The sequence below is a fragment of the Gammaproteobacteria bacterium genome, from assembly GCA_019911805.1.
In the GTDB taxonomy this organism is placed as follows: Bacteria; Pseudomonadota; Gammaproteobacteria; order Thiohalobacterales; family Thiohalobacteraceae; genus JAHJQQ01.
Genome location: JAIOJV010000031.1, coordinates 1 through 26,658 on the forward strand (window position 1 = coordinate 1; position 26,658 = coordinate 26,658).

Consider the following 26,658-nt stretch of genomic DNA (forward strand, 5'->3'; position numbering starts at 1 on the left):
CCCGAGGCCCCACCGGAGCAGGTCCCGCTGGGCATACCGCCAGACGGCCCGACCGAGGTCCCCGAGCCACCGCCCGAGATGCCGCCCCAGACGCCGCCGGAGGTGCTCGGGTCGGGTGCCGGGTGGGCACGACGGGTTCCCCCGTGCCCGTTCGTTAATCCTGCGGTCGAATGGATTCCCGGCAGATCCCGGCGGGCGCACTACACTTCTTGTACTCGTCAGGTCTTTGCCGCAAGCATCTTCCGCAGGTCCCGTGGCAAAAAATGGCCTCCTGGCAAGTGAGTGCCATCCGGGCAGGGCTCGTCTCCGCCCCCCACGCGGTTTGGTTTCACGGCAGGCGCAGCCACTGCGTGAAGTGGTAATGCGGCGCCATGAGATCGGTGTCGACCTGGACATAGTGTCCTTCGACGTACTGCAGCTGCAGGCCGCTGGCCGCGAACCCCAGGTTGGCGACTTCGCCGTAGGACTGCATATCCTCCATCGGCACGGTGTGCTGCAGCGTCAGGATGCGGGTAGTCGGATCGAATACGGCATCGGTGACCTGCCAATGCGAAGTGAAGGCGACGTCCGGCCCGGCGGGCATGTGGTGTGTGCGGTCATTGTCACCGGCCAGTGCGAGGCCGCCGGATGCGAGGGCGAGAATGCCGATGGCCAGTTTGAGCTGCCGTAGGTGTGTGCGTTGCATGATCCTGTCCTCCATGACCGCGCCATCGCGGTCGGGTTGCCGGACGCGGCGTGCGTCCGGGATGGATGCACACTACGCGTACGGTATGAAACGAAGCTGAACAGGACTGAACAGGGGAAGAGGAGGTCGACAGTGCGGCTACGGATATCCCGGAGGTGTGGATCCAGGGAAATCCCAAGGAGATGAAGATGCAGATTGGCATGATCGGGCTGGGACGTATGGGTAGCAATATGGTGCAACGCCTGCTGCAGGCCGGGCATCAGTGTGTGGTGTATGACCGCGACATCGAAGCCGTTAAAGGGCTACAGCGACAGGGTGTCGTGGGTGCCGGTTCGCTGGAGGAGTTCATCACCCACCTGCACAAGCCGCGCGCGGTCTGGCTGATGGTACCCGCTGTGGTCGTGGATACCGTGCTGACGCAGCTGCTACCCCGGCTCGAGGCGGACGACATCGTCATCGATGGCGGCAATTCCTATTACCGCGATGACATCCGGCGCGCGGCGGAATCACAACGGCAGGGCGTGCAGTACGTGGACGTGGGCACCAGCGGCGGTATCGAGGGCTTGAAGCGCGGTTACTGTCTGATGATCGGTGGCGAGGAGGCGGCCATCCGGCACCTCGATCCGATCTTTGTGGCACTGGCTCCCGGCGTGGGCGCAGCCCCTCCCACGCCCGGCCGACAGCGGCCCGGCACCACGGCCGAACAGGGTTACCTGCACTGTGGTCCGGCGGGTGCCGGGCACTTCGTCAAGATGGTCCACAACGGCATCGAATACGGTTTGATGGCGGCCTATGCCGAGGGCCTGAATGTCCTGCGCAATGCCAATGCCGGCACGCGCTCGCGCGACCGCGATGCCGAGACCACACCGCTGCGCGATCCCGAATATTACCAGTATGAGCTGAACCTGGCCGAGATCACGGAAGTCTGGCGGCGTGGCAGTGTGGTGGGGTCATGGCTCCTCGATCTGACCGCCGCGGCGCTGATCGAGGACACCGAGCTGGCCAGATTCTCCGGTCACGTAGCGGATTCCGGCGAGGGGCGCTGGACATTGGCGGCCGCCATCGACGAAGGGGTGCCGACGCCGGTCATCAGTGCGGCGCTGGTAGAGCGCTTTACATCACGTGGCGACGCCGACTATGCCAACCGGCTGCTGTCGGCGATGAGAAAGCAGTTCGGGGGGCACGATGAGAAGCCGGCCGGTGGCTGAGATGAAGACTGCCAAAAGGCGCATGACACCTGCCGATGCACTGGTCATTTTCGGTGCGACCGGCGACCTTGCCCATAAGATGATTTTTCCGGCCCTCTATGTGCTGGCCAGGCGTGGCGTTCTCAACGTGCCGGTCGTGGGTATCGCCGCCCCTGACTGGAGCACGGCACAACTGCGTAAGCAGGTGACGGATAGCATCCGGCAGGCCGGCACGATCGACGATCGAGAGGCGCTCGAGCAGCTGCTTTCCCTGCTGCGATACGTGGGCGGTGACTACAATGCCCCGGGGACGTTCAAGGCCCTCAAGCAGGCGCTGGGGGATGCCCGGCGCCCGGTGCACTATCTCGCCATTCCACCGGCGCTGTTCACCACGGTCATCAAAGGGCTCGGCGCTGCGGGCCTGGCCGATCAAGCACGCGTCATCGTGGAGAAGCCATTCGGACGCGACCTGGCATCGGCGCGCGAGCTCAACCGCATCGCGCGCGCGGTGTTCGCGGATGACTCGATCTTTCGCATCGATCATTACCTCGGGAAAGAGGCGATCATGAACATACTCTATTTCCGTTTCGCCAATTCGTTCCCCGAGCCGATCTGGAACCGCGACCACGTGGCCAGCATACAGATCACCCTCGCCGAGGATTTCGGCGTGAAGGGGCGCGGTGCGTTTTACGAAGGTGCCGGCTGCCTGCGCGATGTCATTCAGAATCACGTCTTCCAGATCGTGGCACTGCTGGCCATGGAACCACCGGCCTATCAGGGCTATGGTGCGATACACAGCGAGAAGACCAAGGTGTTTCAGGCCATGCGCCCGTTGCAGCCGGACGATGTGGTACGCGGCCAGTACCGCGGGTACCGCAAGGAGCCGGGCGTGGCGAAGGGCTCCGACGTCGAGACGTTCTGTGCCTTGCGGCTGTTCGTCGACTCGTGGCGCTGGGCAGGCGTGCCATGGTATCTGCGCTCGGGGAAATGCCTGGCGACAACCGTGGCCGAGGTCCTGGTGGCACTGAAACCGCCGCCGCAGAGGTTGTTCGATGACGCTGTGCCGGGGACCGGGCGGGCCAACTATTTGCGCTTCCGGCTGTCTCCCGACACTGCGGTCGCCATCGCCGCGCGGGTCAAGCGTGCCGGTAAAGAGTTCGTCGGTGACCAGCGCGAGCTGTATCTGTCGGAAGAACAGCCCGGCGTCGAACCACCCTATGCACGCCTCCTCGGCGATGCCCTGGCCGGCGATGGCGCGCTCTTTACCCGTGAGGATGCGGTCGAGGCGGCCTGGGCGGTGGTCGAGCCCATCCTTGACACACACGATCCGGTTCACCCGTATAAGCCCGGCAGCTGGGGGCCGAAGCACGCCGACGCGCTCATCGCGGCAGACGGTGGCTGGCACAACCCCAGTGCTGCGCGGGCAGTCAAATGACAATGCCACTGGAGGTATCATGAAAGCTACACGACAACTGCACGATCTCGGTCAGCGTCTCTGGCTCGACAACATCACCCGCGGGCTGCTGACCAGCGGCACGCTGGAACGGTATATCAACGAGCTGTCCGTGACGGGACTGACCTCGAATCCCTCGATCTTCGATAAGGCCATCGGCAAGGCCGACTTCTATGACGCGGCCATTCGCCAGAAGGCCGCGGAGGGCAAGTCGGGCGAGGCGCTTTTTTTCGAACTGGCGCTGGAGGACCTGGTGCAGGCCGCCGATCTCTTTCGGCCGATCCACACTGCCACGGGCGGCATCGATGGCTGGGTATCGCTGGAGGTGACACCCCTGCTGGCAGACGACGCGACGGGCACCGTTCAGGCGGCCACAACACTGCACGCCCAGGGGCAACGCCCGAATATCTTCATCAAGATACCCGGTACCGAGGCGGGCATCACCGCGATCGAGGCGGCTATCTTCGCGGGGGTACCGGTGAACGTGACGCTGCTGTTCTCGTGTGAGCACTACCTTGCTGCCGCGGAGGCCTACCTGCGCGGTATCGAACGGCGCATCGCCGCCGGCCTCGATCCGGCAGTCGCTTCCGTCGCATCGATTTTCGTCAGCCGCTGGGACGTCGCCGTCCAGGACAAGGTTCCACAGGACCTGCATAACCGGCTCGGCATTGCCATGGCCAAACGTACCTACAAGGCCTACCGTGAACTGCTGGCATCGACGCGCTGGCAGACGTTGGCCGGCGAGGGTGCCCGGCCGCAACGCCTGCTCTGGGCCAGTACCGGGACCAAGGATCCTGCCGCCTCGGATACCCTCTACGTCGATGCACTCGCCGCACCGGACACCATCAACACCATTCCCGAGAAGACGCTGCTCGCCTTTGCCACGCAGAAGGACGTGCAGGTCGCCTTATCCGCCGATGGCGGTGATGCCGAAGCCGTGCTCGCCGAATTCGCCCGGGCGGGCGTGGACGATGGGGCACTCGCGGCCACACTCCAGCGCGAAGGTGTGCAGGCCTTCGCCAAGTCCTGGGACGACCTGCTGGCGTGCATCCAATCCAAAAGTGCTGCGCTGACGCAGCGCTAGGGCCTGTCAGAGGAGACCACGCCATGACCGTCGCAACCCAGCTCGATCAACAGTGCGTAGACACCCTGCGCTTCCTGTCGGTGGATATGGTGCAGAAGGCCGACAGCGGCCATCCGGGCCTGCCCCTGGGTGCCGCACCGATGGCCTATGTATTGTGGACGCGCTGGCTCAGGTACAACCCGCACAATCCCGAGTGGCCCAACCGTGACCGCTTCGTGCTCTCGGCGGGACATGGCTCGGCATTGCTCTACAGTCTGCTGCACCTGACCGGCTACGATCTCTCGCTGGACGACCTCCGGCAGTTCCGCCAATGGGGCAGCAAGACGCCGGGACATCCCGAGCGCGGGCACACGCCGGGCGTGGAAACCACCACCGGACCCCTGGGACAGGGTCTGGCCAACGCGGTCGGCCTGGCGATCGCCGAGGCCCAGCTCGCCGCCCGCTACAACCGTCCCGATCACGTGCTTATCGATCACCGTACCTATGCCATCGTCAGCGATGGTGATCTGATGGAGGGTGTGGCCGCCGAGGCGGCCTCGCTGGCCGGGCATCTCAGGCTCGGCAAACTCATCTGTCTCTACGACGACAACCACGTCACCCTGGCCGCCGGTACCGATGTCAGCTTCTCCGAGAACCGCGCCCAGCGCTTCGAGGCCTATGGCTGGCACACCGTGGCGGTGGCCGATGGCAACGATCTCGCGGCGATCGACGCGGCCCTGGCCGCCGCGCACGCCGAGACCGCACGGCCGTCGCTGCTCCTGGTGCGCACCCATATCGGTTACGGCTCACCCCATCAGGACAGTTACAAGGCGCATGGCTCCCCGCTCGGCCCGGACAACGTACGCAAGACCAAGCAGACGCTGGCCTGGCCGACCAAGCCGGCGTTTCTGCTGCCGGAGGCGGCACTGGCGCATTTCCGCTCGGCGCTGGGGCGCGGCGCGCAGGACGAGGCGGCGTGGAAGGTATCGCTGGAAAGTTACCGCCGGGCGTTTCCAGATCTCGCCGCAGAGCTGCAGGGGCGCCTGCGCGCCGAACTGCCGCCGGACTGGGATGCGGATATCCCGATCTTTCCCGCCGACACCAAAGGTCTGGCGACACGCGAGGCCTCCGGCCAGGTGCTGAATGCCATCGCGCCCAGGCTGCCGGCGCTGACCGGCGGCTCGGCCGACCTCGATCCGTCGACGAAAACGGCCCTGCAAGACTGTGGCAATTTCGGTCCGTCTGCGGCGAAGAGTATGGACCAGCATGGTGTCGCTGGCAGTGGCTGGGGGTATGCCGGGCGCAACCTGCATTTCGGGGTACGCGAACATGCGATGGGCGCCATCGTCAACGGTCTCGCCGCCCACGGTGGTTTCATCCCGTACGGCGCAACCTTTCTGATCTTCTCCGATTATATGCGCCCACCGATCCGGCTGGCGGCGTTGATGGGGCTGCACGTCGTCCATGTGTTCACCCACGACAGTATCGCGGTCGGCGAAGATGGCCCCACCCATCAACCGGTGGAGCAACTGGCGAACCTGCGCGCGATCCCCAACCTGGTCGTGATCCGTCCGGCCGACGCCAACGAAACCGTCAGCGCCTGGCGCGTCGCGCTGGAGACGCGCGACCGACCGGTGTTGCTGGTCTTGACCCGGCAGGCCGTGCCTACGCTCGACCGCAGCCGCTACGCTGCGGTGGAGGGCTTGCGTCGCGGTGCCTACGTGTTGAGCGATGCGCCGGACGGTAAACCCGAGCTGATCCTGCTTGCCAGCGGTTCCGAGGTCGGCCTGATCGTCGCGGCCGCCGAGCGCCTGCAACAACAAGGGATCGCGGTGCGCTGCGTCTCGATGCCGAGCTGGGAGTTGTTCGAGACCTTGTCACAAGCCGAACGCGAGGCGGTACTGCCGTCTGAGGTCGGTGCCCGACTGGCCGTCGAATTGGGTGTGTCGTTAGGCTGGGATCGTTATATCGGTGCGCACGGCGCGATGCTCGGGGTGGACCGCTTCGGCACTTCCGCGCCGGCCACGGAAGTACTGCGCGAATACGGTTTCACCGTCGATGCGATCTGCGCGCGGGCCCAGGCGTTGCTCAAGTAAATGCCATTCAGATCATTGCTGTCCCATAAGCCCAAAACCAGATTTGCCACGGAAGCACACGGAAGACATTGAAATGAAACCGCGTCACGAAGCCCTGCCGCGGCACATGGCAGGTGACATGGGATGGTGTGTGAAGACTATGATCGTGTCTGTGTTTTTCCGTGTGCTTCCGTGGCTGAAATGAGTTTTTTCAGGGCAAGAATAATGAGATAGCAATGTATTCAGATAACTCTCCATGTTGGAACGGATACGGAGGAACGCAAGATGGAACGATTCAGTCTGGGACTGGCGGGTATCTTACTGCTGTACGCGGCGACCGCGCAGGCGGAGATCAAAACCGAGGTACTCACCTACAAAGTCGGCGACGTCGAGATGACGGGCTATCTGGCCTACGACGACGCCATCACGGGCAAGCGCCCCGGCGTGCTGGTGGTACACGAGTGGTGGGGTCAGAACGACTATGCACGCCGGCGCGCCGAGATGTTGGCCGAGGAGGGCTACACGGCGCTGGCGCTGGACATGTACGGTGACGGCAAGGTGGCCGATCACCCCGACACCGCCCAGGGCTTCATGCAGGCGATCGTCAGCAACATGCCCGAGGCGGAACGCCGCTTCGCCGCGGCGCAGGCCCTGCTGGCCGCGCAGCCCACGGTGGACAAGGACCGCATCGCCGCCATCGGCTACTGTTTCGGCGGCGGTATCGTACTGCACATGGCGCGTGCCGGCATGGACCTCGACGGTGTGGTCAGCTTCCACGGCGGGCTCGGTACGCAGACGCCGGCCAAGCCCGGGACCGTCAAGGCGCGCGTGCTGGTGTTCACCGGCGCGGCCGACCCCATGGCACCGCCCGAGCAGGTCAACTCCTTCGAGGAGGAGATGACCCGGGCAGGCGTCGATTACCGCGTGGTCAGCTACCCCGGCGCGAAGCACGGCTTCACCAATCCGGAGGCGGACGAACTCGGCAAGCGCTTCGACATGCCGCTCGCCTACGACCGTGCCGCCGATATGGATTCCTGGGAACAGACGCGGGCGTTCCTGGCCAGCGTGTTCCGCGAGCCGCAGGCGAAGCCCTAGGAAACACCGGAAAGACGGAAAACATCGACATTGAAAAACGGTTGGCCACGGAAGCACACGGAAAAACACGGAAGGTGGTGATGCGGCGGGTTTTGCGTTCCGTGTGTTTCCGTGTGCTTCCGTGGCAAATGCTTTTTTAAGGTCTGTGCGTCCCTTATTTTCTGTGGCCCAACGGGACAAACATCTGCTTGACCGTATATACGGATAGGCGTATATATGCGGTCATGGATATGACCCCCGACAGTTTCTTCAAGGCCCTCGCCGATCCCACGCGGCTGCGCTGTCTCATGCTGATCGCCGCAGAGCGCGAGGTCTGCGTCTGCGAACTGACCCATGCCCTGGCCACCAGCCAGCCGAAGATCTCCCGGCATCTCGCCCAGTTGCGCGAGGCGGGGATCGTGCAGGACCGGCGGCAGGGGCAGTGGGTGTATTACCGACTGCACCCCGGGCTGCCGGCCTGGGCGAAGGCGGTGCTGCGCGCCACACAGAAAGGTATTGCCGGCGAGACCGGGTTCGATGCCGACCGCAAGGCGCTGGCCGGTATGACCGACCGGCCCGGCATCGGCTGCTGCTGAGCGTGGGCCGCGACGCTATGCGCCACGAGTTCTGCGACCACATCACCGATCTGCTACGGCGCCTGTGGGCGGAGCAGAGCACGGGAGCAGGCGCATGACCGTGCAGTCCGAAGTCGTCACGAAACCTGCCGCGGATACCCAGGCAGGTTCCGGCATGGGCGTGTTCGAGCGCTATCTGACGCTGTGGGTGTTCCTGTGCATCGTTACCGGGATCGGGCTGGGGCATTTCTTCAACGACGCGTTTCAAGCGATCGGCGGTCTGGAGATCGCCAAGGTCAATCTGCCGGTGGCGATACTCATCTGGCTGATGATCATCCCGATGCTCCTGAAGATCGACTTCCGGGCGCTGCACCAGGTAAAAGAGCACTGGAAGGGCGTCGGCGTCACCCTGTTCGTGAACTGGGCGGTGAAGCCCTTCTCCATGGCGCTGCTCGGCTGGCTGTTCGTCTACGGTTTGTTTCGCGACTGGCTGCCGGCGGACCAGCTCGATGCCTACGTGGCCGGCCTGATCATCCTTGCCGCGGCGCCCTGCACGGCCATGGTGTTCGTGTGGAGCAATCTGTCCGATGGCGAGCCGCATTTCACACTGACGCAGGTGGCGCTCAACGACGTCATCATGATCTTCGCCTTCGCGCCCATCGTCGGCCTGCTGCTCGGCATCTCGGCCATCACCGTGCCCTGGGACACGCTGTTGCTGTCGGTGGTGCTGTACATCATTATCCCGGTGGCGCTGGCGCATGTGTGGCGCGGGCGGGTTCTTGCGCACGGTGGTGAGTCCGCACTGCAGCGGCTGCTGGCGTGGTTGCAGCCGGTCTCGCTGCTCGCCCTGCTGACTACGCTGGTGCTGCTGTTCGGCTTCCAGGGCGGGCAGATCATCGCCCAGCCGCTGATCATCGCCCTGCTGGCGGTGCCGATCCTGATCCAGGTGTATTTCAATTCCGGGCTGGCGTATCTGCTGAACCGTGTCGTCGGCTCGCCGCACAACATCGCCGCACCCTCGGCGTTGATCGGTGCGAGCAATTTTTTCGAGCTGGCGGTGGCCGCGGCCATTGCGCTGTTCGGCTTTTCCTCCGGCGCTGCGTTGGCCACCGTAGTCGGTGTGCTGGTCGAGGTGCCGGTGATGCTGTCGGTGGTGAAGATTGTCAACCGCAGCAAGGGGTGGTACGAGCGATCGAGTGGCCGCCGTGCCGTGACGAGCCGATGACCGTTGGCAGGTTTTCGAATACATGACGCAAGAGGAGATACCCATGAACACGAGCGATACCCACGATACCCATGACATCCGCAACGCCGTGCGCGAAACCTACGGCAAGATCGCCGAACAGGGCCACAACGGTGGTTGCTGTGGCGGCGGCGCGCCTGCGGTCGGCGGCACCGCTGCCGAGACGCTGGGTTATTCCTCCGCGGATCTGAGTGCCGTCCCCGCGGGTGCGAACCTCGATCTGGGCTGCGGCAACCCGCAGGCCATCGCCGCGCTCAGGCCCGGCGAGACCGTGCTGGATCTCGGCAGCGGTGCCGGCTTTGATGCCTTTCTGGCCGCGCGTGCCGTGGGCGGGTCCGGCCGGGTGATCGGCGTCGACATGACCCACGAGATGCTGGCCAAGGCACGCGAGAATGCGCGCACGGCCGGCTACGCCAATGTCGAGTTCCGCCTCGGTGAGATCGAGTACCTGCCGGTGGCCGATGCCAGCGTCGATGTGATCATCTCCAACTGTGTGATCAATCTGTCGCCCGACAAGCCGCAGGTGTTCCGCGAGGCCTTTCGTGTGCTGCAGGCCGGCGGCCGCCTCGCCATCAGCGACGTGGTGGCGACCGCCGAACTGCCCGCGGCGGTACGCCAGGATCTGGCGCTCTACACCGGCTGCATGGCCGGTGCCTCGCAGATCGGCGAACTGGAGGCGATGCTGCAGGGGGCGGGTTTCGTGGATATCCGCATCGAACCCAAGGACACCAGCCGCGAATTCATCCGCGACTGGGCCCCCGGCCGGCGTGTGGAGGACTACGTCGTCTCGGCCAGCATCGAGGCCGTCAAACCCCTGTAAATCGACAGGCTCCTGGCTACGGAACACACCGAGGCCGGGAAAGAGCAGGCATGGAAGACACGGACCTTGGAAGAGTGAGACACATTGCCCGCGACAACTCGGGTGTGTCCTATGATCGGCGGGTCGCCCGGTTCACGATGCGCCGCGGCAGCCCTTTGTGGTACGACCACCAGACGACGCCGGCCAATAGCAGGATGCCGATACTGAGTACCAGCCACACATCGGGGTTCTGTTCCTGCCAGCCGAAGAGTTCCGCGATGACACTCTTTAACTGCAGCAGCGAGATCACGGCGAGCAGCAGTTGAATGACGATCTGGCCCCGGTTGCGCTCGCTCTCCCGAACGATATCGATGCTCCCCTTGAGCTGATCCAGCTTGGCAAGCACGGCGTTGCGCTTCGCATTCGACCCACGGCATTCGCTGCCGGCTGTGAACAGCGAGCGCTCGGTGACGTAGTTGAAGACATTCGGCAGGTGCAGGGTATTCAGGCGCCGATCCGCTTCGAGATGCGTGGCCTCCAGGGTATCGAGTTTGGCATCGGCATCGGCGAGCGCGGCATCCAACGCACGTTCTGCCATATCGACGAGTGTCTCGTTGTACAGCAGAGTGGCGTGCGGCACGATCAGATAGGGACTGATGCCGACGCTGTTCCAGCACTCGCGCATGCTGCGGTCGTCGGCGGCAATGGCGATCAGACTGCGGCGATGGATGCGCAGGAAGGCCGAGGAACCCGGAAAGGTCGGTTCCAGGGTATCCAGCGCCTCTTCGTCGTCGATCTTGTCGAAGTCGAAGATGCCGGTGACGATGCCGCAATAGGCCATGATGATGCGCCGTTCCACACTGTCTTGCTGCATCCATGCCTTGAGCCGGCGGCCATCGGCCGCACCGTCAGGCTCGCGCGCATGGCGCAGTGTGTCGAAGACCGCGACGTAGGGGTTGCTGGCGTCGCTGTCATTTTGCGAGCCGATGAGCATCTCCAGCGTGCCGCACTTGAGTTCGGCTGCCTTGCCGGCCGCGAGCGGTAGCCCGAGCAGCTGCGGCAGGCCTGCGGCGGTGGTGCTCTCCGCGCCTTGGTCGCCGAGCCGGAAGCGAATGGTATCCTTCAGCCCAGTGCGCTCGGTGCGGCCGTCGTAGAGCTGGATCAGCTTGATAAGATCGAACTCACTGAAGCTCCCGCCGGGACGCGGCGTGATGACCAGATGCCAGATGCGCAGGCCGCAGCTCAGGAAGCGCGTCGAGCTGACCAGGATCTCTGCCGCCCGCCGCGGCTGCGCACAGACGAGCCGCGGGGCGCGGCCTTCGGAGTGGTAGACGAAACTTTCCGGGAACTCGACGATGATGGGCCAGCGGCGATGCGGGCGACGCTGCAGCTGCGGTGCTGCCGGCACGCCCTCCGTCCGGCTGCCGAAGGGCGGCGGTTCCTGGAAGCGGTAGGCGAGCAGGTCCAGCTCCATGGACTCCATGACGCTGTCGTGTGGGTATTCGTACTGTTGTTCACCGGTGTCGCAGGCCTCCACGTAATGCAGGCAGATACCGACGTCGGTGAGGGCGAGGGCCGGTGCTTCGGTACGCGGCGGGCTGCGGTGTGTCGGCATACGGGTGTACCGTCCTGGTGGGTTCCGGGATTGTTGGAATGCACCCTGCGGGCGTGTACTAAAGTGCTCCGAGTCGCAGTGGTTTGTCCAGCCCGCAGGTCATGGTGACGAAGTCGGTGTCCGTCTCGGGCCGTGCGATGCCCAGTGCCCGGTAGAATTCATGGAGAAAGTCACGCACCACCGTGCCGGCGATGTCTGGCGTGTCGGGATGGAAGGCGAGCAGCAGCAGGTGGCGGCAGGGTTCGCTGCCACCCTCCAGCCTGGGCTGTACATAGGGGATGTCGATACGGCGTGCGCCCAGGCGTGCCAGTGTCGCGAGGCGTTCGCGCGGCGGCATAGTGTTGTCGTACGCACCGACCTGGTCGGGATCCTCCGCCTCGGCGAACACTGCGCGCAGCGCAGTGCCATACTCCTGTGCGTCCCGGTGCAGGCGGGCGATGGCGTAGTCGAGCAGGCGCCGCGCCAGGCCGCGGCGCCGGTGCGCCGGATCAGTCACCAGATAGGTAAGCAGGCCGCAGCGGCTGTCGCGGTAGTACTCGAAGGCGATGCCGCCGATCGGCCGTTCGGGTATCGCATCGTCCACGGCGACCAGTAGATGCATGCGCGGCTGTGGTGCTGGGAGATCCCCGTACAGCCGTAGTGGCCACTGCGCCGGATCCTCGCGTTCGGACGGATCACTGAAGGTGCGCTCATACAGGTCGATGAAGCCCGCCAGCAGGTCGGGGGCTGTGTGATCGCGCAGATCGAGCAGGCGCAAGGCGGGCATGGCAGGTGTCCGGATGGCGGTTGCAGCGATTATCCGGTCGCGGCGTGGCGGCTGTCGAGCGGCACCGAACCTGCACACGGGCCGGGCGCATGACCCAGCCCTCCGCGATGGAAACACACGGAGGCTGGCACCGTGACAGGTTTTCCATTCCGTATTGTTACGCGTGTTTCCGTGGCCATACCGCCCGCAGGGTATGTCGCTGCGTTGGCACACCCTGCGGGCGTGCCGTGTTCAATGATATTTTTCGGTGGTGATGTGGCCCGGCTCGCGGCGGCGGTGGCGGTGCATGCCGCGCGGCGCGAGGACCTCGGTGACGTCGGTGATCATGGCCGAGTTGCCGCACAGCATCACGTGCGAGCCCTCGGCAGACAGCGGCACGCCGGCGGCCGTCTCCAGCGTACCGGAGGTGATGCTCGCAGTAATGCGCTGGTCGAGCGCGCCGGCTACGGGCTCGCGCGTCACCAGCCGGACGTAGGTGAGCTGGTCACCGTGCGCGGCCTGCAACGCCTCGATGCTGTCGCGGTAGGTGAGTTCGGCGGCGCGCTGCACGGAATGGCCGAGCACGATCTTCTCGAAGCGTCGCCAGGGATCGTCGGTCTTGAGGATGGACAGGAAGGGGCCGATGCCGGTGCCGGTGGCGAGCAGCCACAGATGGCGCGTCGCGGGGACCTCGTCGACGACGAGGTTCCCGCTTGCCGACGGGCTGATCCACAGCGTGTCGCCGGGCCCGAGTCCGGCCAGTCGGGGCGATAACGGGCCGCTGCTGACCACGTTGAAGTAGACCTCCAGGTACGGCTCGTGCGGGGCGTTCACCAGGGAATAGGGCCGGGCGACGTGCTCGCCATCGATATCGAGTGCGATGCGCACGAACTGCCCGGCCTTGAACGCGCCCAGTGGCGCCTCGAAGCGCAGCGAATACAGCCCCGCCGTCCATTGCACACGTTCGATGATTCTGCCTTCCAGCCAATCTGCCACTACAGGTACTCCCGGTGTTTATCGCCTGACACTATTATACTGATCTCGTGCTCGACCCAGCCACACGCCGCGACGCCAGACGGCGATGCCTGCGCAGCCGCCGGCGACGACACCCTGGCCCAAGCCCTTGCTGAAGCAATATTGGGTCCCCGATCGGTCGACTCAACCGCGGGGTTCCTGCGTGATCTACCTACAGCCGTCGCTGCAGCCTGCGACTGAAGCCATAAACATACCTTGGTCACGAACGCACGCGGAACGACACGGAAGGCGAGGGTGTGGTGGGTTCTACATTCCGTATTGTTCCGTACGCTTCCGTGGTCATCGGTCTGGTGGGGTATGGCAGTACTCGAAACGGTGGGGGCAGTCTGCCCCTCGCTGCCCCTGCCGGATGCCCGCAGTGCGCGGTCATGGAGCTGCTAGAATCTGGACCTGTAGAGCCATAATGCCATCGAGGTGATGCACGATGAACCACACAGCCCCTCTCGCCGTAGTGACCGGCGCCAACCGCGGACTGGGGCTCGAGACCTGCCGCCAGCTGGGCGCGTGCGGCTACCAGGTGATCCTGACCAGCCGCGATCCGCAGCTGGGGCGGGCTGCCGCCGAGAGCCTGCGCCAGACCGGCCTGGACGTGACCTACCATCCCCTGGATGTGGACGATCCCGCCTCCATCCACGCGCTGGCGGACTACGTCCGCAACGAGTTCGGGCGCCTGGACGTGCTGGTGAACAATGCCGGGATCCTGATCGACGGCAAGGAGTCCGAGACGCAGGGCGCGAGCGGCGTCTTCCAGGCCGAGGTCGAGACCCTGCGACGCACGCTGGAGACCAACACCTTCGGTCCGTTGCGGTTGTGTCAGCAGTTGATCCCGCTCATGCAGGGTAGAGGCCGGGTGGTGAACGTGTCCTCGGGCATGGGACAACTGAGCGAGATGAACGGCGGCTATCCCGGCTACCGCATCTCCAAGGTGGCCCTCAACGCACTCACGCGCATCTTCGCCGACGAGCTGCAGGGGACGCAGGTGAAGATCAACTCCGTCTGCCCGGGCTGGGTGCGCACCGCCCTGGGCGGATCCGGGGCCGAGCGGTCGGTGGAGGAGGGCGCGGATACCATCGTCTGGCTGGCGACGCTGCCGGACGACGGCCCCAGCGGTGGGTTTTTCCGCGATCGGCAGGTTATTCCTTGGTGAGGCGTGAGGCGTGAGGCGTAAAAGACAAATCCTTTTTAGCCACGGAAGCACACGGAAAAACACGGAAAATCGATTACTGGAAAACCAGGAATACCCATGATTCCCATGCAGCGGGAGCAAAGCCTGGGTGTATCGGGGCGCTGTAGGAGCGGCAGTCCTGCCGCGATTCAAGAGTACGGCAAGCACTCAAGCCATCGCGCCAGGAATGGCGCTCCTACGAAGGCGGTACCACCCCGAAGTCTTAAAAAATGAAGTAGTTCCGACTTGAAATGACAGCCACCGCTTCCTTGGAGCTGGTACCTGTCAGATCAGACCGCGACTACTACCATGGCTTCCGTGGCAATGGGGTTTTTCCTTTAGTCTGTCCCCGGCCTATGCAGCCATCACCTTGTACCACCCAGTGATCGCTCGGCTTGGGCACTGGGCTTTCACATTATTATTTTTCCGTGTTTTTCCGTGTGCTTCCGTGGCTAAAAAGGATTTGTCTTTTACGCCTAACGCCTAACGCCTAACGCCTCACGCCTAACGCCTAACGCTTAACGCCTAACGCCTAACGCTTAACGCCTCACTTCTTCCCAGGTTTATCGACGCGGGTGTCGCCGAGGATCGAGCTGCTGGTGGCACGGGTGTTGAGCGGGTAATCGGGTGAGCTGAACCACTTCACCACGGCGCCGCGCTCGAAATGCACCTCCGACCTGCCGTAGTACCAGATGTCGCCGGCGGTGCCGGTGGGCACGCCCTGAGCGGCGAATACATCGCCGGGCTTGTCGCCGAAGCCGAAGGGCGGTCCATAGTGTTTGGGTGGGTGCAAGACGGTGCCGCCGTTGGCCGGCACGTGCGTGGCCAACGGCGGCTTCGCCGTATCCAGCGGCGCTTCGGACGACCGTGAGGCATAATAGACGAGGGCGGCAACGCCCAGCAGCACCAGCCAGATGCCGATACTGCGGCCGTGGGCCGTGGGCCGGGCGCGCCGCCAGGCATAATCGTCGTCCGGCGGCCGCGGCCCGCGCGCGCTGCGTGCCCGCGGCGGTTTGAGCGGGAGTTCGCCGTGGCGTTCGAAATAGCTGGCCAGCTGTTCGAAGGCCGCATTGACCTTCAACATCCGCTGCGCCGACCCGGCCGCCTGCTCCGGTCGTTGCTGGTAACGGTCAGGGTGCCAGATCTGCACCTGGCGCCGATAGGCCGTGCGCAGTTGCTCCCAGGTACAGCCGGGCTCGGCCCCCAGGATGCGGTAGCACTCGCGGTGATTCATGCTGGCCGGACGACACTCGACATGCACGCGAGTGTAACAAACGCCCCGGGACTTGTACGTGGTCGGTGGGGGATTTCCATGCCCCGTTGCCACGCCGGACCTGCAGAACATGGGCATCACGGCCATGATCCCCTACACTGCGCGGCATGACCGTCAACCACTCGCGGACCCCACATGATTGAACCCGGCTGGCACGAGGCACAAGCCGCCGCCTCGCTCAGGCGGCTGCTGCCACGCCTGGAGGCGCGCTTTGCCACACAGGTCGACGCCGACGACTGGCAGGGATATGTGCTGCGGTTGCAGACCCATTTCCCCCGCCTGTTTGCCAGCCTGCATCGGCTCTACGGGCAGCATTACGATTTTTTCTACCATCTGGAAGCGATCCTCGCCTCAGCCACCGAGCTGTGGCATGCACGTTCCGCCGAGCTGAAGGCGCTGGATGCGTTGCGCGAGGTCGATCCGTACTGGTATCAGTCCAGCCGCGTACTGGGCGCGATGTGCTACGTGGATCTGTTCGCCGGAGATCTCGCCGGGTTGTGCGAACGGATCCCATATCTGCGCGAGCTGGGGGTGAATTATCTGCATCTCATGCCGGTGTATCAGACGCCGGCCGGTGATAACGACGGCGGCTATGCGGTATCGAGCTACCGCGAACTGAATCCGCAGATCGGTACCTTGGAGGATCTTGCGCAGCTCGCCTCGGAGCTGCGCCACCAGGGTATGTCGCTGTGCCTGGACTTCGTCTTCAACCACACCTCGGACGAGCACGAGTGGGCCCGGCGCGCGCTGACCGGCGATGCGGAGTATCAGTCGTACTACCGGCTGTTCCCCGACCGCACGCTGCCGGATGCCTATGAAAAACACCTCATCCCCGTGTTCCCGGATGAGCATCCCGGCTCGTTCACCTACCGCAACCGCATCCGCAAGTGGGTGTGGACCAGCTTCCACAACTACCAGTGGGATCTCAACTATGAGAATCCGGTGGTGTTCAACCGCATGCTGGAGGAGATGCTGTTCCTCGCCAACCAGGGGGTGGAGATCCTGCGCCTGGACGCGGTGGCCTTCGTGTGGAAGCGACTGGGCACCAGCTGCCAGAACCTGCCCGAGGCACACATCATCATCCAGGCCTTCAACGCCCTGGTGCGCATCGCCGCGCCGGCGATGGTATTCAAATCCGAGGCCATCGTGCACCCCGACGAGGTCAGCAAGTACATCGCCGAGGAAGAGTGCCAGCTGTCCTACAATCCACAGCTCATGGCCTTGCTGTGGAACTCGCTGGCCACGCGCAAGGTGCGCGTCCTCAAGCATGCGCTGCAGCGGCGCTTCGCCATTCCGGACGGCTGCGCCTGGGTGAACTACGTGCGCTGCCATGATGACATCGGTTTTGCCTTCTCCGACGACGACGTCGGCGACCTGGGTATGGAAGCGGGCGCGCACCGGCGCTTTCTCACCGAGTTCTATACCGGGCGCTTTCCCGGCAGTTTCGCCCGCGGCCTACCGTTTCAGGAGAATACGACGACCGGTACGGCGCGCATCTCCGGTACCTGTGCCTCGCTGACGGGCCTGGAGCTGGCCCTGGAGCAGGACGACGCGGTCGAGGTCGATCTGGCCATCCGCCGCATCCTGCTCATCCACGGCGTCATTCTGAGCATCGGTGGGATCCCGCTGCTCTATCTGGGCGACGAGATCGGCATGCTGAACGACTACGGCTACGAGCAGGATGCCGCCAAGATCGGCGATACGCGCTGGGTGCACCGTGCCGCCTTCGACTGGGAACGTGCCGAGCAACGCCGTGACCCCGAGTCGGTGCCGGGACGTATCTATCAGGATCTGCTGCGTCTGGTCCAGATCCGTCAGCAGAATCCCGCCTTCGACCGTGGCGAGACCGAGATCGTCGACACCGGCAACGACCATGTCTTCGGCTATTTCCGCACCAACGGTGACCACAGCGTGCTGGTGCTGGCCAGTTTCAGCGAGGTGCCGCAGACCATCGAGGGCACGCGTCTGCGCCTGCTCGGCCTGCGCAAGAGCGTCGTCGATCTGGTCGCCGGCCGCACCATCGTCGCGGCCCGCGCGCTGGAGCTCGAGCCCTACGATTTCATGATTCTCGCGCGGTCGTGACCCGCACGCCGGTGTAGAGCCACAAAGTTCACGCAACCCGCGAAAGATTCTTTGTCGGGGGAAAACCATGTTGGCCACGGAAACACACGGAAGCACACGGAATGCAAAACCCGCCATGCCCCCGCCACCTTCCGTGGCCATCCGACGGCGAAGAGTGGAGCAGCGGCAAGCCGTTGCCGCCGGGCCCGGCAATGGGCGTGCGCTGTGCCGCACCCAGGCCGGTTTTCCCGAGGGTTCATGCGCCGTTGACCGGCTGGCCCCGATCTTGCCTTGACCCTCCCCGAAGCACCGCCGACACGGTGGTGGATGATCGGGCAGGGGGTGCACATGGCGGGCTGGCGGCAATCCACGGTTCTCGGACTGGTCGGGGGGTTCGTCCTCCTGCTCGGCATGATGGTCATGTCGCCGGATCACATCGGTGCCTTCCTGAATATCCCGGGGCTGCTGGTCGTCATCGGCGGCACCCTGGCGGCGACCTGCATCAGCCGGCCATTGGCGGAGGTCCGCGACGTACTGCGCGCCCTGCCGGGGCTGTTGCACGATACCCGCGAGTCGCGTGCGCTCGAGGTGCAGCAGTTGCTGCGCTGCGCCGATTGGCTGCGCCACCGTAATCTGCACGCCGTCGAACGGCAGCTCGCACAGATCACGGATCCCTTTCTGCATGCCGGTCTGCGCATGGTGATCGATGGCTGCCAGGCCGACGATCTGGCCAAGGCGCTGCAGTGGCGCATGGCCGGGCAGCGCGCGCGCGAGCAGGGCCAGGCCCATATCCTGCGCACCATGGCGGTGTTCGCGCCGGCCTTCGGCATGCTCGGTACGTTGTTCGGGCTGGTGCATATGCTCTCGGGTCTGGGCAGCAGCGGCCTGGAGCAGATCGGTGGCAGTATGGCCTTCGCGATGATCACCACGGTGTATGGCATCGTCGCGGCCAATCTGTTCTTCAAGCCCTTGGCGATCAAGATGGAGCGCCGTACCCAGCAGCGCCAGCTCAATCTGAGCATGCTCATGGAGGGCATGCTGCTGACCCAGCAGCGCCGTCATCCCACGCTCATCCGCGAGACACTGGAGGCCTTCGAGCTGCAGCAGACCGAGCCTGCAGTAGCGGCGCCGTTGACGCTGGTGAAGGCCTGAGGTCGGCGTGTCCCTGGATATGGGTGCGTATCGGCACGCCGCCGCGCAAGGGCTCGCGCCCGCGGCGCCGCTGCCGTGGGAGGCGGATGTGGTGCCGTCCACGGAGCCGGAGGCCTGGCTGATCAGCTTCGTCGATGTGCTCATCCTGTTGCTGACGCTGTTCGTGCTGCTGCTGGCCTATCAGCACAACCAGGCGGATCGTACCGATGATGCACCGCGGCCGGTGCCTGCGCGGGTCGAGCGGTCACCGGGGCCGGTGGCAGGCCCAGCCGCAGGGCAGCCGGAAAAACGCACCGCGGCCACGGTGTCTCTCGAACCGGGCGATGTGCCCGCGGAGGCCGCGCCTGAAGCAGAGATGCACATCGCGAAGGGGCGGACAGACACCGCCCGGGGTGTTCACGGCCAAGCCGCACTGGATGGGACGACACCCACCGACGACGGTACAGCGGCAGCCGTTGGCCGCAATCCCCACACCGGGTCTCAGGGTGAACCGGGTCTCACCTCCGAGTGGGTGGGCGCGGCCGTGGATTCCCTGCTGATGCACGTCGCCCCCGGCTTACCGGTGATACGCTCCGTGTGGCTGTCGCACTTCGACATGGCGGCGCGCGCCACCGGCGAGATATCGGCCTATGTGGCGATGCCTGCGGCCGTCGCCAGTGTGGACACGGCGCCGCCGGCAACACCCACCGCGGTCATCCAGGAGCTGCACGCCGCCCTCACGGCCGGCGGCTTCGGGGGGCGTGCCGAGATCCAGGTGCAGCCCGGCGCGCTACGCCTCGATGTCAGCGACCGCATCCTGTTCGCGCCGGCGAGCGCCGATCTGACTGGCGAGGGGCTGGCGCTGCTCGATGAGCTCGCGACCCTCCTGCACGCACAGACCTTCACGCTGTCCGTGGAAGGACACACCGACGCGGTACCCATCCATACTGCCCGCTATCCGTCCAACTGGGAACTCGCCAGTGCGCGTGCCACCGAGGTCACGCGTCGGCTCATCGCACGCGGCATCGCCCCCGAGCGTCTGCGCGCCATCGGCTATGCCGACACCCGCCCGCGCGCCGCCAACGACAGCGCCGCGGGCCGTGCCCGCAATCGCCGCGTGGCCTTCGTGCTCGAATTACCGTGATCCGGTAACCGTGGCGGTCGGAGAGATCTTTTGTACGAACTCCACGAATGATCACTGCTGTTCCATAGTTCCAAAAAAGTCTATTTGCCACGGAAGCACACGGAAGAACACCGAAGGAACCTCTGATTAACCCGTCATTGCGAGAATGCCTAGACCCGAAGGGTGAGGTACCCATAATGAAGCCCGCAGGGCTTCTATGGGCACAGCGACGTGGCACCAGCGAGCTTGCGAGCGCAGAACGCCCGTAGGGCGGCCCCGCAGGGGTGAGCGCAGCAAATAATCTCCAAACTATTGATCTGCCGTCGAAGGAGATTGTCACGCTTCGCTCGCAATGACGGTCTGACGAATTAATCAGAGATTCCCGAATTGAAACCGTGTCGCGAAATACTGCCTCAGCACCTGGCGGGTGACGTGGGCTGTTGTGTGAAACCTATGATCTTGTCCGTGTGTTTCCGTGTGCTTCCGTGGCAAATGGGTTTTTTCAGGGTAAAAGCTATGGGGCGGTAGTGGTAGTTTGTCGATTCCGTGGCCATCTGACGGGGCGGTATGGTAACGAATGGTGGCCGTGTAGAATCGCCGTTGCATTCCTTTCAGGAGATGGGTCCATGCACACTCGCAGGCTGTCACTGTATGCGGTACTTACCGCAGTACTGCTCAGCGGTTGCGACCAGGCGTCGCAGACCGCGGAGCCGGCGCCGATGGCCGCTGCGCCCGCCGCTGCGCCCGCCGCTGCGCAGCCGGCCGATTTCCGGCTCCCACCGCCGGGCTTCCGCGGCGATCCCATCCGCGGTCGCCAATTGTTCACCGCCAACTGCGCCAAGTGTCACGGCACAGAGGCGCTAGGCACCGACCAGGGGCCGCCGCTGATCCACCGTATCTATGAGCCTTCGCATCATGCTGACCTGGCCTTCTATATCGCCGTCGCGCGCGGTGTGCAGGCGCACCACTGGAATTTCGGCAACATGGCGCCGGTGCCGGGGCTGACGGGAGAGGATACGGCGGACATCATCGCCTGGGTGCGCGCCAAGCAGCAGGCCGCCGGCATCCACTGAGAGGCGTTGCCTTCAGCGCACCACCGCGGTGCTCGCCTCCAGCACGATGTCGCGGCCGAGCCGCTGTTCGATGTCCTGCTTGACGCGCTCGACCCGAGGGGTGTCGATGGGGCCGTCGGCGAGCAGACGCACGGACAGATACAGGGGCGCCGTCGCATGGATCTTCACGTCGCGTACCTCCACGCCGGCCGTCTCCCAGCCTTCCAGGGCGCGGGCGATGCGGTGCTCGTCCACCATGCGCATAAAGCTCAATGCCAGCGGCACGCTCACCGCGCCGGCCAGCAGCAGCGACAGCAGCAGGCCGCGCCTGGCGCGCTTGAAGGGACTGTAACCGAGCAGCAGGAAGGTGAGGACCGCGGCCAGTACGATGCCGACCAGGTTGGTCAGGAACAGCAGAAACGCGCCCCAGAACACCGGCCATTCGCCCCAGCCGATGCCGACACCCGCGACCGCCAGCGGCGGCACCAGGGCCACGGCGATGGCCACGCCGGCGAGGCTGCGGGCGATCTCCGTACGTGCATGCGCATAGGCGCCGGCGGCACCGGACACTACCGCCACGCCCAGATCGAGCAGTGTCGGGCTCATGCGCGCGGCGATCTCGCTGTTGATGGTGTGCAGCGGCGTGATCCAGGTGAGCAGGGTCGCACAGGCGAGCGAGACCAGGATGCCGAGGGTCAGCGAGCGGCCGCTCTCGATCAGCAGATCGTCCTGCTGGCGCAGTACGCCCATGGACAGGGAGATGATCGGCGCCATCATCGGCGCGAGGATCATGGCGCCGATGATGACGGGGGTGGAGTTCGCGAACAGACCAATGGTGGCGAGCAGTGTCGAGAGCACCGTCAGGGTCAGATAGGAGTCGGAGGCACGGGCGTTCTCGCGCAGCATCAGGAAGAGTTCCTTGAACTCCTCGGTGGCGGCGTGATGGATCCACGGCAACGGTCGGCTCACCAGCGCCTTCACCGCCTCGCCCGTGGGCAGGTCCTGCACGCGGAAACCCTCCTTGCCCTCCGGCGGGCTCGGATCGACGCTCAGATTGCGGCCGGGGATCAGGGTGATGGCGCGCGGGGCGACACGCAGTTCCAGGCTTTGTGTGCAGGCGGAGATCCCGTCCAGGGTGTAGGTGATGGGTTTGGGGCTGTCGATGGTCAGCGCCTCGCTCTTGATGTGGCCGACGAAGGCCGGCAGCCGCCCGCCGCCGAGCCGGCGCAGAAACAGTGAGCGCAGCAGGAAGCCGATCATCCCCAGCACGCTGCGTGGCGCCAGCACCAGTGCGTGCAGCATGCCGTCGTTGATGGCGGAATCGCCGAGGATGGGCCGGGCCAGGATGGAACTGCGCCCGTGCTCGAGCGCGACGATGCCCAGGGCGGCGGTATCCAGGGTCTTCTCCTTGCGGGTGCTGAGCTTGAAGGGCTGCAGCGTGGCCGTGCCCAGCCCGCGCAACAGGCCCACGAATCGCCTCAGCCGCGCCCACAGGCCGGCCGCGGCGAGGCTGCCGGGCGTCAGCGTGCAGGGGTCGCCGATCACCACCGAGTTGAACACCGGCTGATCGTTGCACAGCAGCACGTCCACCTCGACCGCGGCCTCCGCCGTCAGTACGTCCTCGACCGCATCCTCCAGGCGGGCCGCGATGCCGTAGCCGAGGCGTGCGTGGCGCATGTCGGGGTGTGGCAGCAGACCGAGTCGCCAGCCGCGGGCCTGTGCCTCGTACAGCATCTGCGCGAGCTGGTCGTCGCTGACACAGGTCAGCACCAGGGCCTCGTCGCCCGGCTCCGGCCAGGTCCGGCCGTCGAAGGGCAACAGCGTGACGGCGTGCTCCGCCAGCAGCGGCAGGATCTTCTCCTGCACCAGGGATTCCTGGGCCGGATCGAACAACAGCGTGATGGCGCTCAAACGGGTATCCTCGAGGGTGTGGAGGGATGAGTCGTGTCCTGAACGCTGGACCCACGCAGGGTCCCATGCCAAACCAGGGTAGCCCAGCGGCGCACCGCGTGTGAACCAGTGGCGCCGGTAGGTGAGTCCGAATCCACCCGGATTGATCTGGACCCATGTCGCGGGTGCGTATCCTGGCCTACACTTGAGTCCTGTTTCCCAACTCAGATGACACGAGGCCCGGTATGAAGCCATTCAAGCTTGTGATACTCGCCGCCTGCCTGGCGGCCGTCAATGCGCAGGCCGACGACATGTCGGCGAACGATACTGAAACATCGATCCAGGCGCGGGCGCAGGCGAGCCGCGCCGCCATCCAGAACTTCGCCCAGAGCCTGCAGGGCGAGCTGCAGGCGGCGATGAAGGCTGGTGGTCCGGTCAATGCCATCAGCGTGTGCCAGGAGCAGGCCCCGGCCATCGCCGCGTCGATCTCTGACATCCAGGGCTGGGAGGTCGCACGCACCAGCCTCAAGCCGCGTAATCCCGGCAACGCCGCCGACGCCTGGGAGCGCGGTGTGCTGGAGTCCTTCGAAGAGCGTCGGGCCGCCGGTGAGGACGTCGCCAAGATGGAACACTTCGAGGTTGTCGAGAATAACGGCGCGCAGGAATTCCGCTATATGAAGGCCATCGGCATTCCGGCCAACGCACCCTGCCTGGCCTGCCATGGCACCAAGATCGCGCCGGAGGTGTCGGCCAAGCTGAAGGCGCTGTACCCCGACGACCAGGCAGTCGGCTACAACGCCGGCGATATCCGCGGGGCATTCACCGTGCGCCAGCCGATGTAGGGCTTTCCCGCGGCTGTGCTAGGCTGGTGCCATGCCGCGCAAAGCCCTCAAGGCCGGACTCACGCTGCTCGCCCTCGCGTTGGCGGTGCTGGCCGCGTTGGGGACAGTCGATACCGCCGGGCGCGACTACACCGAGGCGGGCTTCAAGCGCGCACTCATCACCTTCGGTATCGCGCGCGGACTGAACGGCGTGATCTCGGTCGCGCAGGGTACCGAGGTGGCCTTTGAGCCGGCCGGCATCGGTGTGGTGTTCGCACCGGGGCAGATCCTCGATCCCGTCAACGATCTCATCGAACAGTTCTCCTGGGTGATGCTGGCGAGCGCGACCTCGCTGGGTATTCAGCGGGTGCTGCTGGACGCCACCGCCTGGCCGGCCTTCACGTTGCTGGTCGGTCTGCTGCTCGTCGCCGCGACAGGGGCGCTGTGGTGGCCGGGTGCGGCCTCACCCGCGCGGCGCGGACTCTACCGCGTGGCGCTGGTGATGGTGATCCTGCGCTTCGCCGTACCGCTCATCGCCATCGCCAGCGAAGTCCTCTACGCGCAGTTCCTGGAGCCGCAGTACGACGCCTCCAATCGCCACCTGGAACAGACGACCGCGACCCTCGGTGAACTCAGCGCCGAGACGCGGCCACCACTGGCGGCAGACGACTCCTCGCTGCTCGACAGCATGCGCCGTGGCTACGCATCGGCCGCCGCGGCCATGAACGTGGACAAGCGCCTGGAGACCTTCAAGCGGAGCGCGGCCGAGATCAGCGAACACACCGTCAACCTCATCGTGGTGTTCGTGCTGCAGACCATCCTGTTACCGCTGCTGTTTCTGTGGCTGGTGGTGCAACTGATGCGTTATGTGGTACGGCTGCGCTTCGGCGGGGTGCGGGAGTGAGGGAGAGTCATGCCGGCGACAGGCATGGCCACGACCCGATTTCTCTGTTACCATGCCGCGCATCCCGACGCACTTCGGTCTGCGTCTGATCCCCTCGCGGTCGCCGCTTCCCGGTACACCTCGATACCCACTGCAGTGAATTCCGCCTAGACCGACTCAGGGCAACTCCCTGGGCAGGCTCGTTCCAGGAGCATCATCCATGTCTTTTTCCAGTCTCGGCCTCTCGGCCGAACTCGTCCGTGTCGTGTCCGAAGAGGGCTATAGCGAACCCACACCCGTGCAGCGCCAGGCCATCCCGGTCATTCTGGAGGGCCGCGACGTGCTCGCCGGCGCCCAGACCGGTACCGGCAAGACCGCCGGCTTCACCCTGCCGCTGCTACAGCGCCTGAGTGCGCGGGCGCCGGCCGGTGGTACCCGCCCGGTGCGCGCGCTCATCCTCACGCCGACGCGCGAACTCGCCGCGCAGGTCGCCGAGAGCGTCGACACCTACGGCCGCCATCTGCCGCTCAGATCCGCGGTGATCTTCGGTGGTGTCAGTATCAACCCACAGATCGCACAACTGCGCCGCGGCGTCGACATCGTCATCGCCACGCCGGGCCGTCTGCTCGATCACATCGGTCAGAAGACGCTGGATCTCTCCAGGCTGGAGATCCTGGTGCTGGATGAGGCCGATCGCATGCTCGATATGGGCTTCATCCGCGACATCCGCAGGATCCTCGCGCTGTTGCCGTCCAGCGGCCCGAACGGCCGGCAGAACCTGCTGTTCTCCGCGACCTTCTCCGAGGAGATCCGGCAGCTCGCCAGCGGTCTGCTGCACGACCCGGCGTATATCGACGTCGCGCGCCGCAACGCCGCGGTGGAGACCGTTTCGCAGGTGGTGCATCCCGTCGACCGGGCGCGCAAGCGCGAGCTGCTGTCGTTCCTGATCGGCTCGAACGACTGGCGCCAGGTGCTGGTGTTCACCCGCACCAAGCATGGTGCCAACAAGCTGGCCGAGCAGCTCACCCGCGACGGCGTCACCGCGGCGGCCATCCACGGCAACAAGAGCCAGGGTGCGCGCACCCGGGCGCTGGCCGACTTCAAGCGAGGCGCCGTCCGCGCCCTGGTGGCGACGGATATCGCTGCGCGCGGCCTGGACATCGATCAGCTGCCGCAGGTGGTGAACTTCGAACTGCCGAACGTGCCGGAGGACTACGTGCACCGCATCGGCCGCACCGGCCGTGCCGGTCAGGAGGGCGAGGCGATCTCGCTGGTGTGTGTCGACGAGCGTGATTTCCTGCGCGACATCGAGCGTCTCACCCGGCGCGAGATCCCCCAGGTGGTGATCGCGGGTTATGCGCCCGACCCGAGTATCAGGCCCGAGCCGGTGTTCAAGCAGCGCCAGCCGCGGCAGCACAATCAGGGGCGGCAGCACAATCAGCCGCGACAGCAAAACCGAGCCTGTTCCGGCAACGGTGCGGGGCAGGGCCCGCGTGCCCAGGTCGATGGCAACGGCGGTCATCAGGGCGAAGGCAAGGCGCCGGCCCGGCACGGTGGCCACCGCAAGCCGCAGGGCGGCAACGTCCAGCGGCCCGGCGGCGAACCGCGCAACCGCACCCACCAGGGCCGCCCGGGCCAGCGTCCGGCGCCGCGACGTTCGGGGGCCTGAAGACGCCTGCTGGCAACCGGCAAGAGGCAAGAGGCAAGAGG

Annotated in this window: 22 protein-coding genes; 16 read left to right on the forward strand and 6 right to left on the reverse strand. The window is 65.3% G+C overall.

Annotation, left to right across the window (positions count from 1 at the left end):
- Positions 1-328: 328 nt before the first annotated feature.
- Positions 329-685, reverse strand: coding sequence for a hypothetical protein (locus K8I04_02395; GenBank protein MBZ0070570.1), 357 nt, complete (start codon positions 683-685; stop codon positions 329-331).
- Between the two features lie 188 nt (positions 686-873).
- On the opposite strand from K8I04_02395, the gene gnd reads away from it, so the two are divergent.
- The 8 genes from gnd to K8I04_02435 all read left to right on the forward strand — a co-directional run bounded on the left by gnd (position 874) and on the right by K8I04_02435 (position 10,175).
- The gene (gene gnd, locus K8I04_02400) at positions 874-1,893 is read left to right on the forward strand and encodes a decarboxylating 6-phosphogluconate dehydrogenase (protein MBZ0070571.1); all 1,020 of its coding nucleotides are present in this window, start codon (positions 874-876) and stop codon (positions 1,891-1,893) included.
- Between the two features lie 22 nt (positions 1,894-1,915).
- On the forward strand, positions 1,916-3,307 hold the full coding sequence (zwf, locus tag K8I04_02405; protein MBZ0070572.1) for a glucose-6-phosphate dehydrogenase: 1,392 nt from the start codon (positions 1,916-1,918) through the stop codon (positions 3,305-3,307).
- 19 nt (positions 3,308-3,326) lie between these two features.
- Positions 3,327-4,409, forward strand: a complete 1,083-nt coding sequence (gene tal / locus K8I04_02410; GenBank protein MBZ0070573.1) for a transaldolase — start codon at positions 3,327-3,329, stop codon at positions 4,407-4,409.
- A gap of 23 nt (positions 4,410-4,432) precedes the next feature.
- Complete coding sequence (gene tkt / locus K8I04_02415) at positions 4,433-6,484, forward strand: transketolase (protein ID MBZ0070574.1); 2,052 nt, start codon at positions 4,433-4,435, stop codon at positions 6,482-6,484.
- A 264-nt stretch (positions 6,485-6,748) separates the two neighbouring features.
- On the forward strand, positions 6,749-7,558 hold the full coding sequence (locus tag K8I04_02420) for a dienelactone hydrolase family protein (GenBank protein MBZ0070575.1): 810 nt from the start codon (positions 6,749-6,751) through the stop codon (positions 7,556-7,558).
- A 224-nt stretch (positions 7,559-7,782) separates the two neighbouring features.
- Entirely contained in the window at positions 7,783-8,133 is a 351-nt protein-coding gene (locus tag K8I04_02425) for a metalloregulator ArsR/SmtB family transcription factor (protein MBZ0070576.1), read from the forward strand.
- 154 nt (positions 8,134-8,287) lie between these two features.
- Entirely contained in the window at positions 8,288-9,337 is a 1,050-nt protein-coding gene (gene arsB, locus K8I04_02430; protein ID MBZ0070577.1) for an ACR3 family arsenite efflux transporter, read from the forward strand.
- Positions 9,338-9,380: 43 nt separating this feature from the next.
- On the forward strand, positions 9,381-10,175 hold the full coding sequence (locus K8I04_02435; protein ID MBZ0070578.1) for an arsenite methyltransferase: 795 nt from the start codon (positions 9,381-9,383) through the stop codon (positions 10,173-10,175).
- 109 nt (positions 10,176-10,284) lie between these two features.
- Here K8I04_02435 and K8I04_02440 read toward each other — a convergent pair whose 3' ends face one another.
- The 3 genes from K8I04_02440 to K8I04_02450 form a co-directional block, all read right to left on the reverse strand.
- Complete coding sequence (locus K8I04_02440; protein MBZ0070579.1) at positions 10,285-11,769, reverse strand: hypothetical protein; 1,485 nt, start codon at positions 11,767-11,769, stop codon at positions 10,285-10,287.
- A 58-nt stretch (positions 11,770-11,827) separates the two neighbouring features.
- The gene (locus tag K8I04_02445) at positions 11,828-12,535 is read right to left on the reverse strand and encodes a GNAT family N-acetyltransferase (GenBank protein ID MBZ0070580.1); all 708 of its coding nucleotides are present in this window, start codon (positions 12,533-12,535) and stop codon (positions 11,828-11,830) included.
- 231 nt (positions 12,536-12,766) lie between these two features.
- Positions 12,767-13,510: a ferredoxin--NADP reductase gene (locus K8I04_02450; protein MBZ0070581.1), complete on the reverse strand. Its 744-nt coding sequence runs from the start codon at positions 13,508-13,510 to the stop codon at positions 12,767-12,769.
- Between the two features lie 463 nt (positions 13,511-13,973).
- Here K8I04_02450 and K8I04_02455 point away from each other — a divergent pair, with 463 nt between their 5' ends.
- The gene (locus tag K8I04_02455; protein MBZ0070582.1) at positions 13,974-14,696 is read left to right on the forward strand and encodes an SDR family oxidoreductase; all 723 of its coding nucleotides are present in this window, start codon (positions 13,974-13,976) and stop codon (positions 14,694-14,696) included.
- Between the two features lie 565 nt (positions 14,697-15,261).
- On the opposite strand, the gene K8I04_02460 is transcribed toward K8I04_02455, so the two are convergent.
- Positions 15,262-15,948, reverse strand: coding sequence for a J domain-containing protein (locus K8I04_02460; protein MBZ0070583.1), 687 nt, complete (start codon positions 15,946-15,948; stop codon positions 15,262-15,264).
- A 174-nt stretch (positions 15,949-16,122) separates the two neighbouring features.
- On the opposite strand from K8I04_02460, the gene K8I04_02465 reads away from it, so the two are divergent.
- The 4 genes from K8I04_02465 to K8I04_02480 all read left to right on the forward strand — a co-directional run bounded on the left by K8I04_02465 (position 16,123) and on the right by K8I04_02480 (position 21,375).
- Positions 16,123-18,069, forward strand: a complete 1,947-nt coding sequence (locus K8I04_02465) for an amylosucrase (GenBank protein MBZ0070584.1) — start codon at positions 16,123-16,125, stop codon at positions 18,067-18,069.
- Positions 18,070-18,339: 270 nt separating this feature from the next.
- Entirely contained in the window at positions 18,340-19,200 is an 861-nt protein-coding gene (locus K8I04_02470) for a MotA/TolQ/ExbB proton channel family protein (GenBank protein MBZ0070585.1), read from the forward strand.
- A gap of 7 nt (positions 19,201-19,207) precedes the next feature.
- The gene (locus tag K8I04_02475; protein MBZ0070586.1) at positions 19,208-20,323 is read left to right on the forward strand and encodes an OmpA family protein; all 1,116 of its coding nucleotides are present in this window, start codon (positions 19,208-19,210) and stop codon (positions 20,321-20,323) included.
- A 605-nt stretch (positions 20,324-20,928) separates the two neighbouring features.
- Complete coding sequence (locus K8I04_02480; protein ID MBZ0070587.1) at positions 20,929-21,375, forward strand: cytochrome c; 447 nt, start codon at positions 20,929-20,931, stop codon at positions 21,373-21,375.
- 12 nt (positions 21,376-21,387) lie between these two features.
- Here K8I04_02480 and K8I04_02485 read toward each other — a convergent pair whose 3' ends face one another.
- Positions 21,388-23,265, reverse strand: a complete 1,878-nt coding sequence (locus K8I04_02485) for a TIGR00341 family protein (protein MBZ0070588.1) — start codon at positions 23,263-23,265, stop codon at positions 21,388-21,390.
- A gap of 224 nt (positions 23,266-23,489) precedes the next feature.
- Between K8I04_02485 and K8I04_02490 the strand changes: the two genes are divergently transcribed.
- From K8I04_02490 to K8I04_02500, 3 genes are all read left to right on the forward strand, one after another.
- Positions 23,490-24,086: a DUF3365 domain-containing protein gene (locus K8I04_02490; protein MBZ0070589.1), complete on the forward strand. Its 597-nt coding sequence runs from the start codon at positions 23,490-23,492 to the stop codon at positions 24,084-24,086.
- 31 nt (positions 24,087-24,117) lie between these two features.
- On the forward strand, positions 24,118-24,969 hold the full coding sequence (locus K8I04_02495) for a hypothetical protein (GenBank protein MBZ0070590.1): 852 nt from the start codon (positions 24,118-24,120) through the stop codon (positions 24,967-24,969).
- Positions 24,970-25,168: 199 nt separating this feature from the next.
- Positions 25,169-26,617 (forward strand): DEAD/DEAH box helicase, encoded by a 1,449-nt coding sequence (locus tag K8I04_02500; GenBank protein MBZ0070591.1) that lies wholly within the window; start codon positions 25,169-25,171, stop codon positions 26,615-26,617.
- The last annotated feature ends 41 nt before the right edge of the window (positions 26,618-26,658 follow it).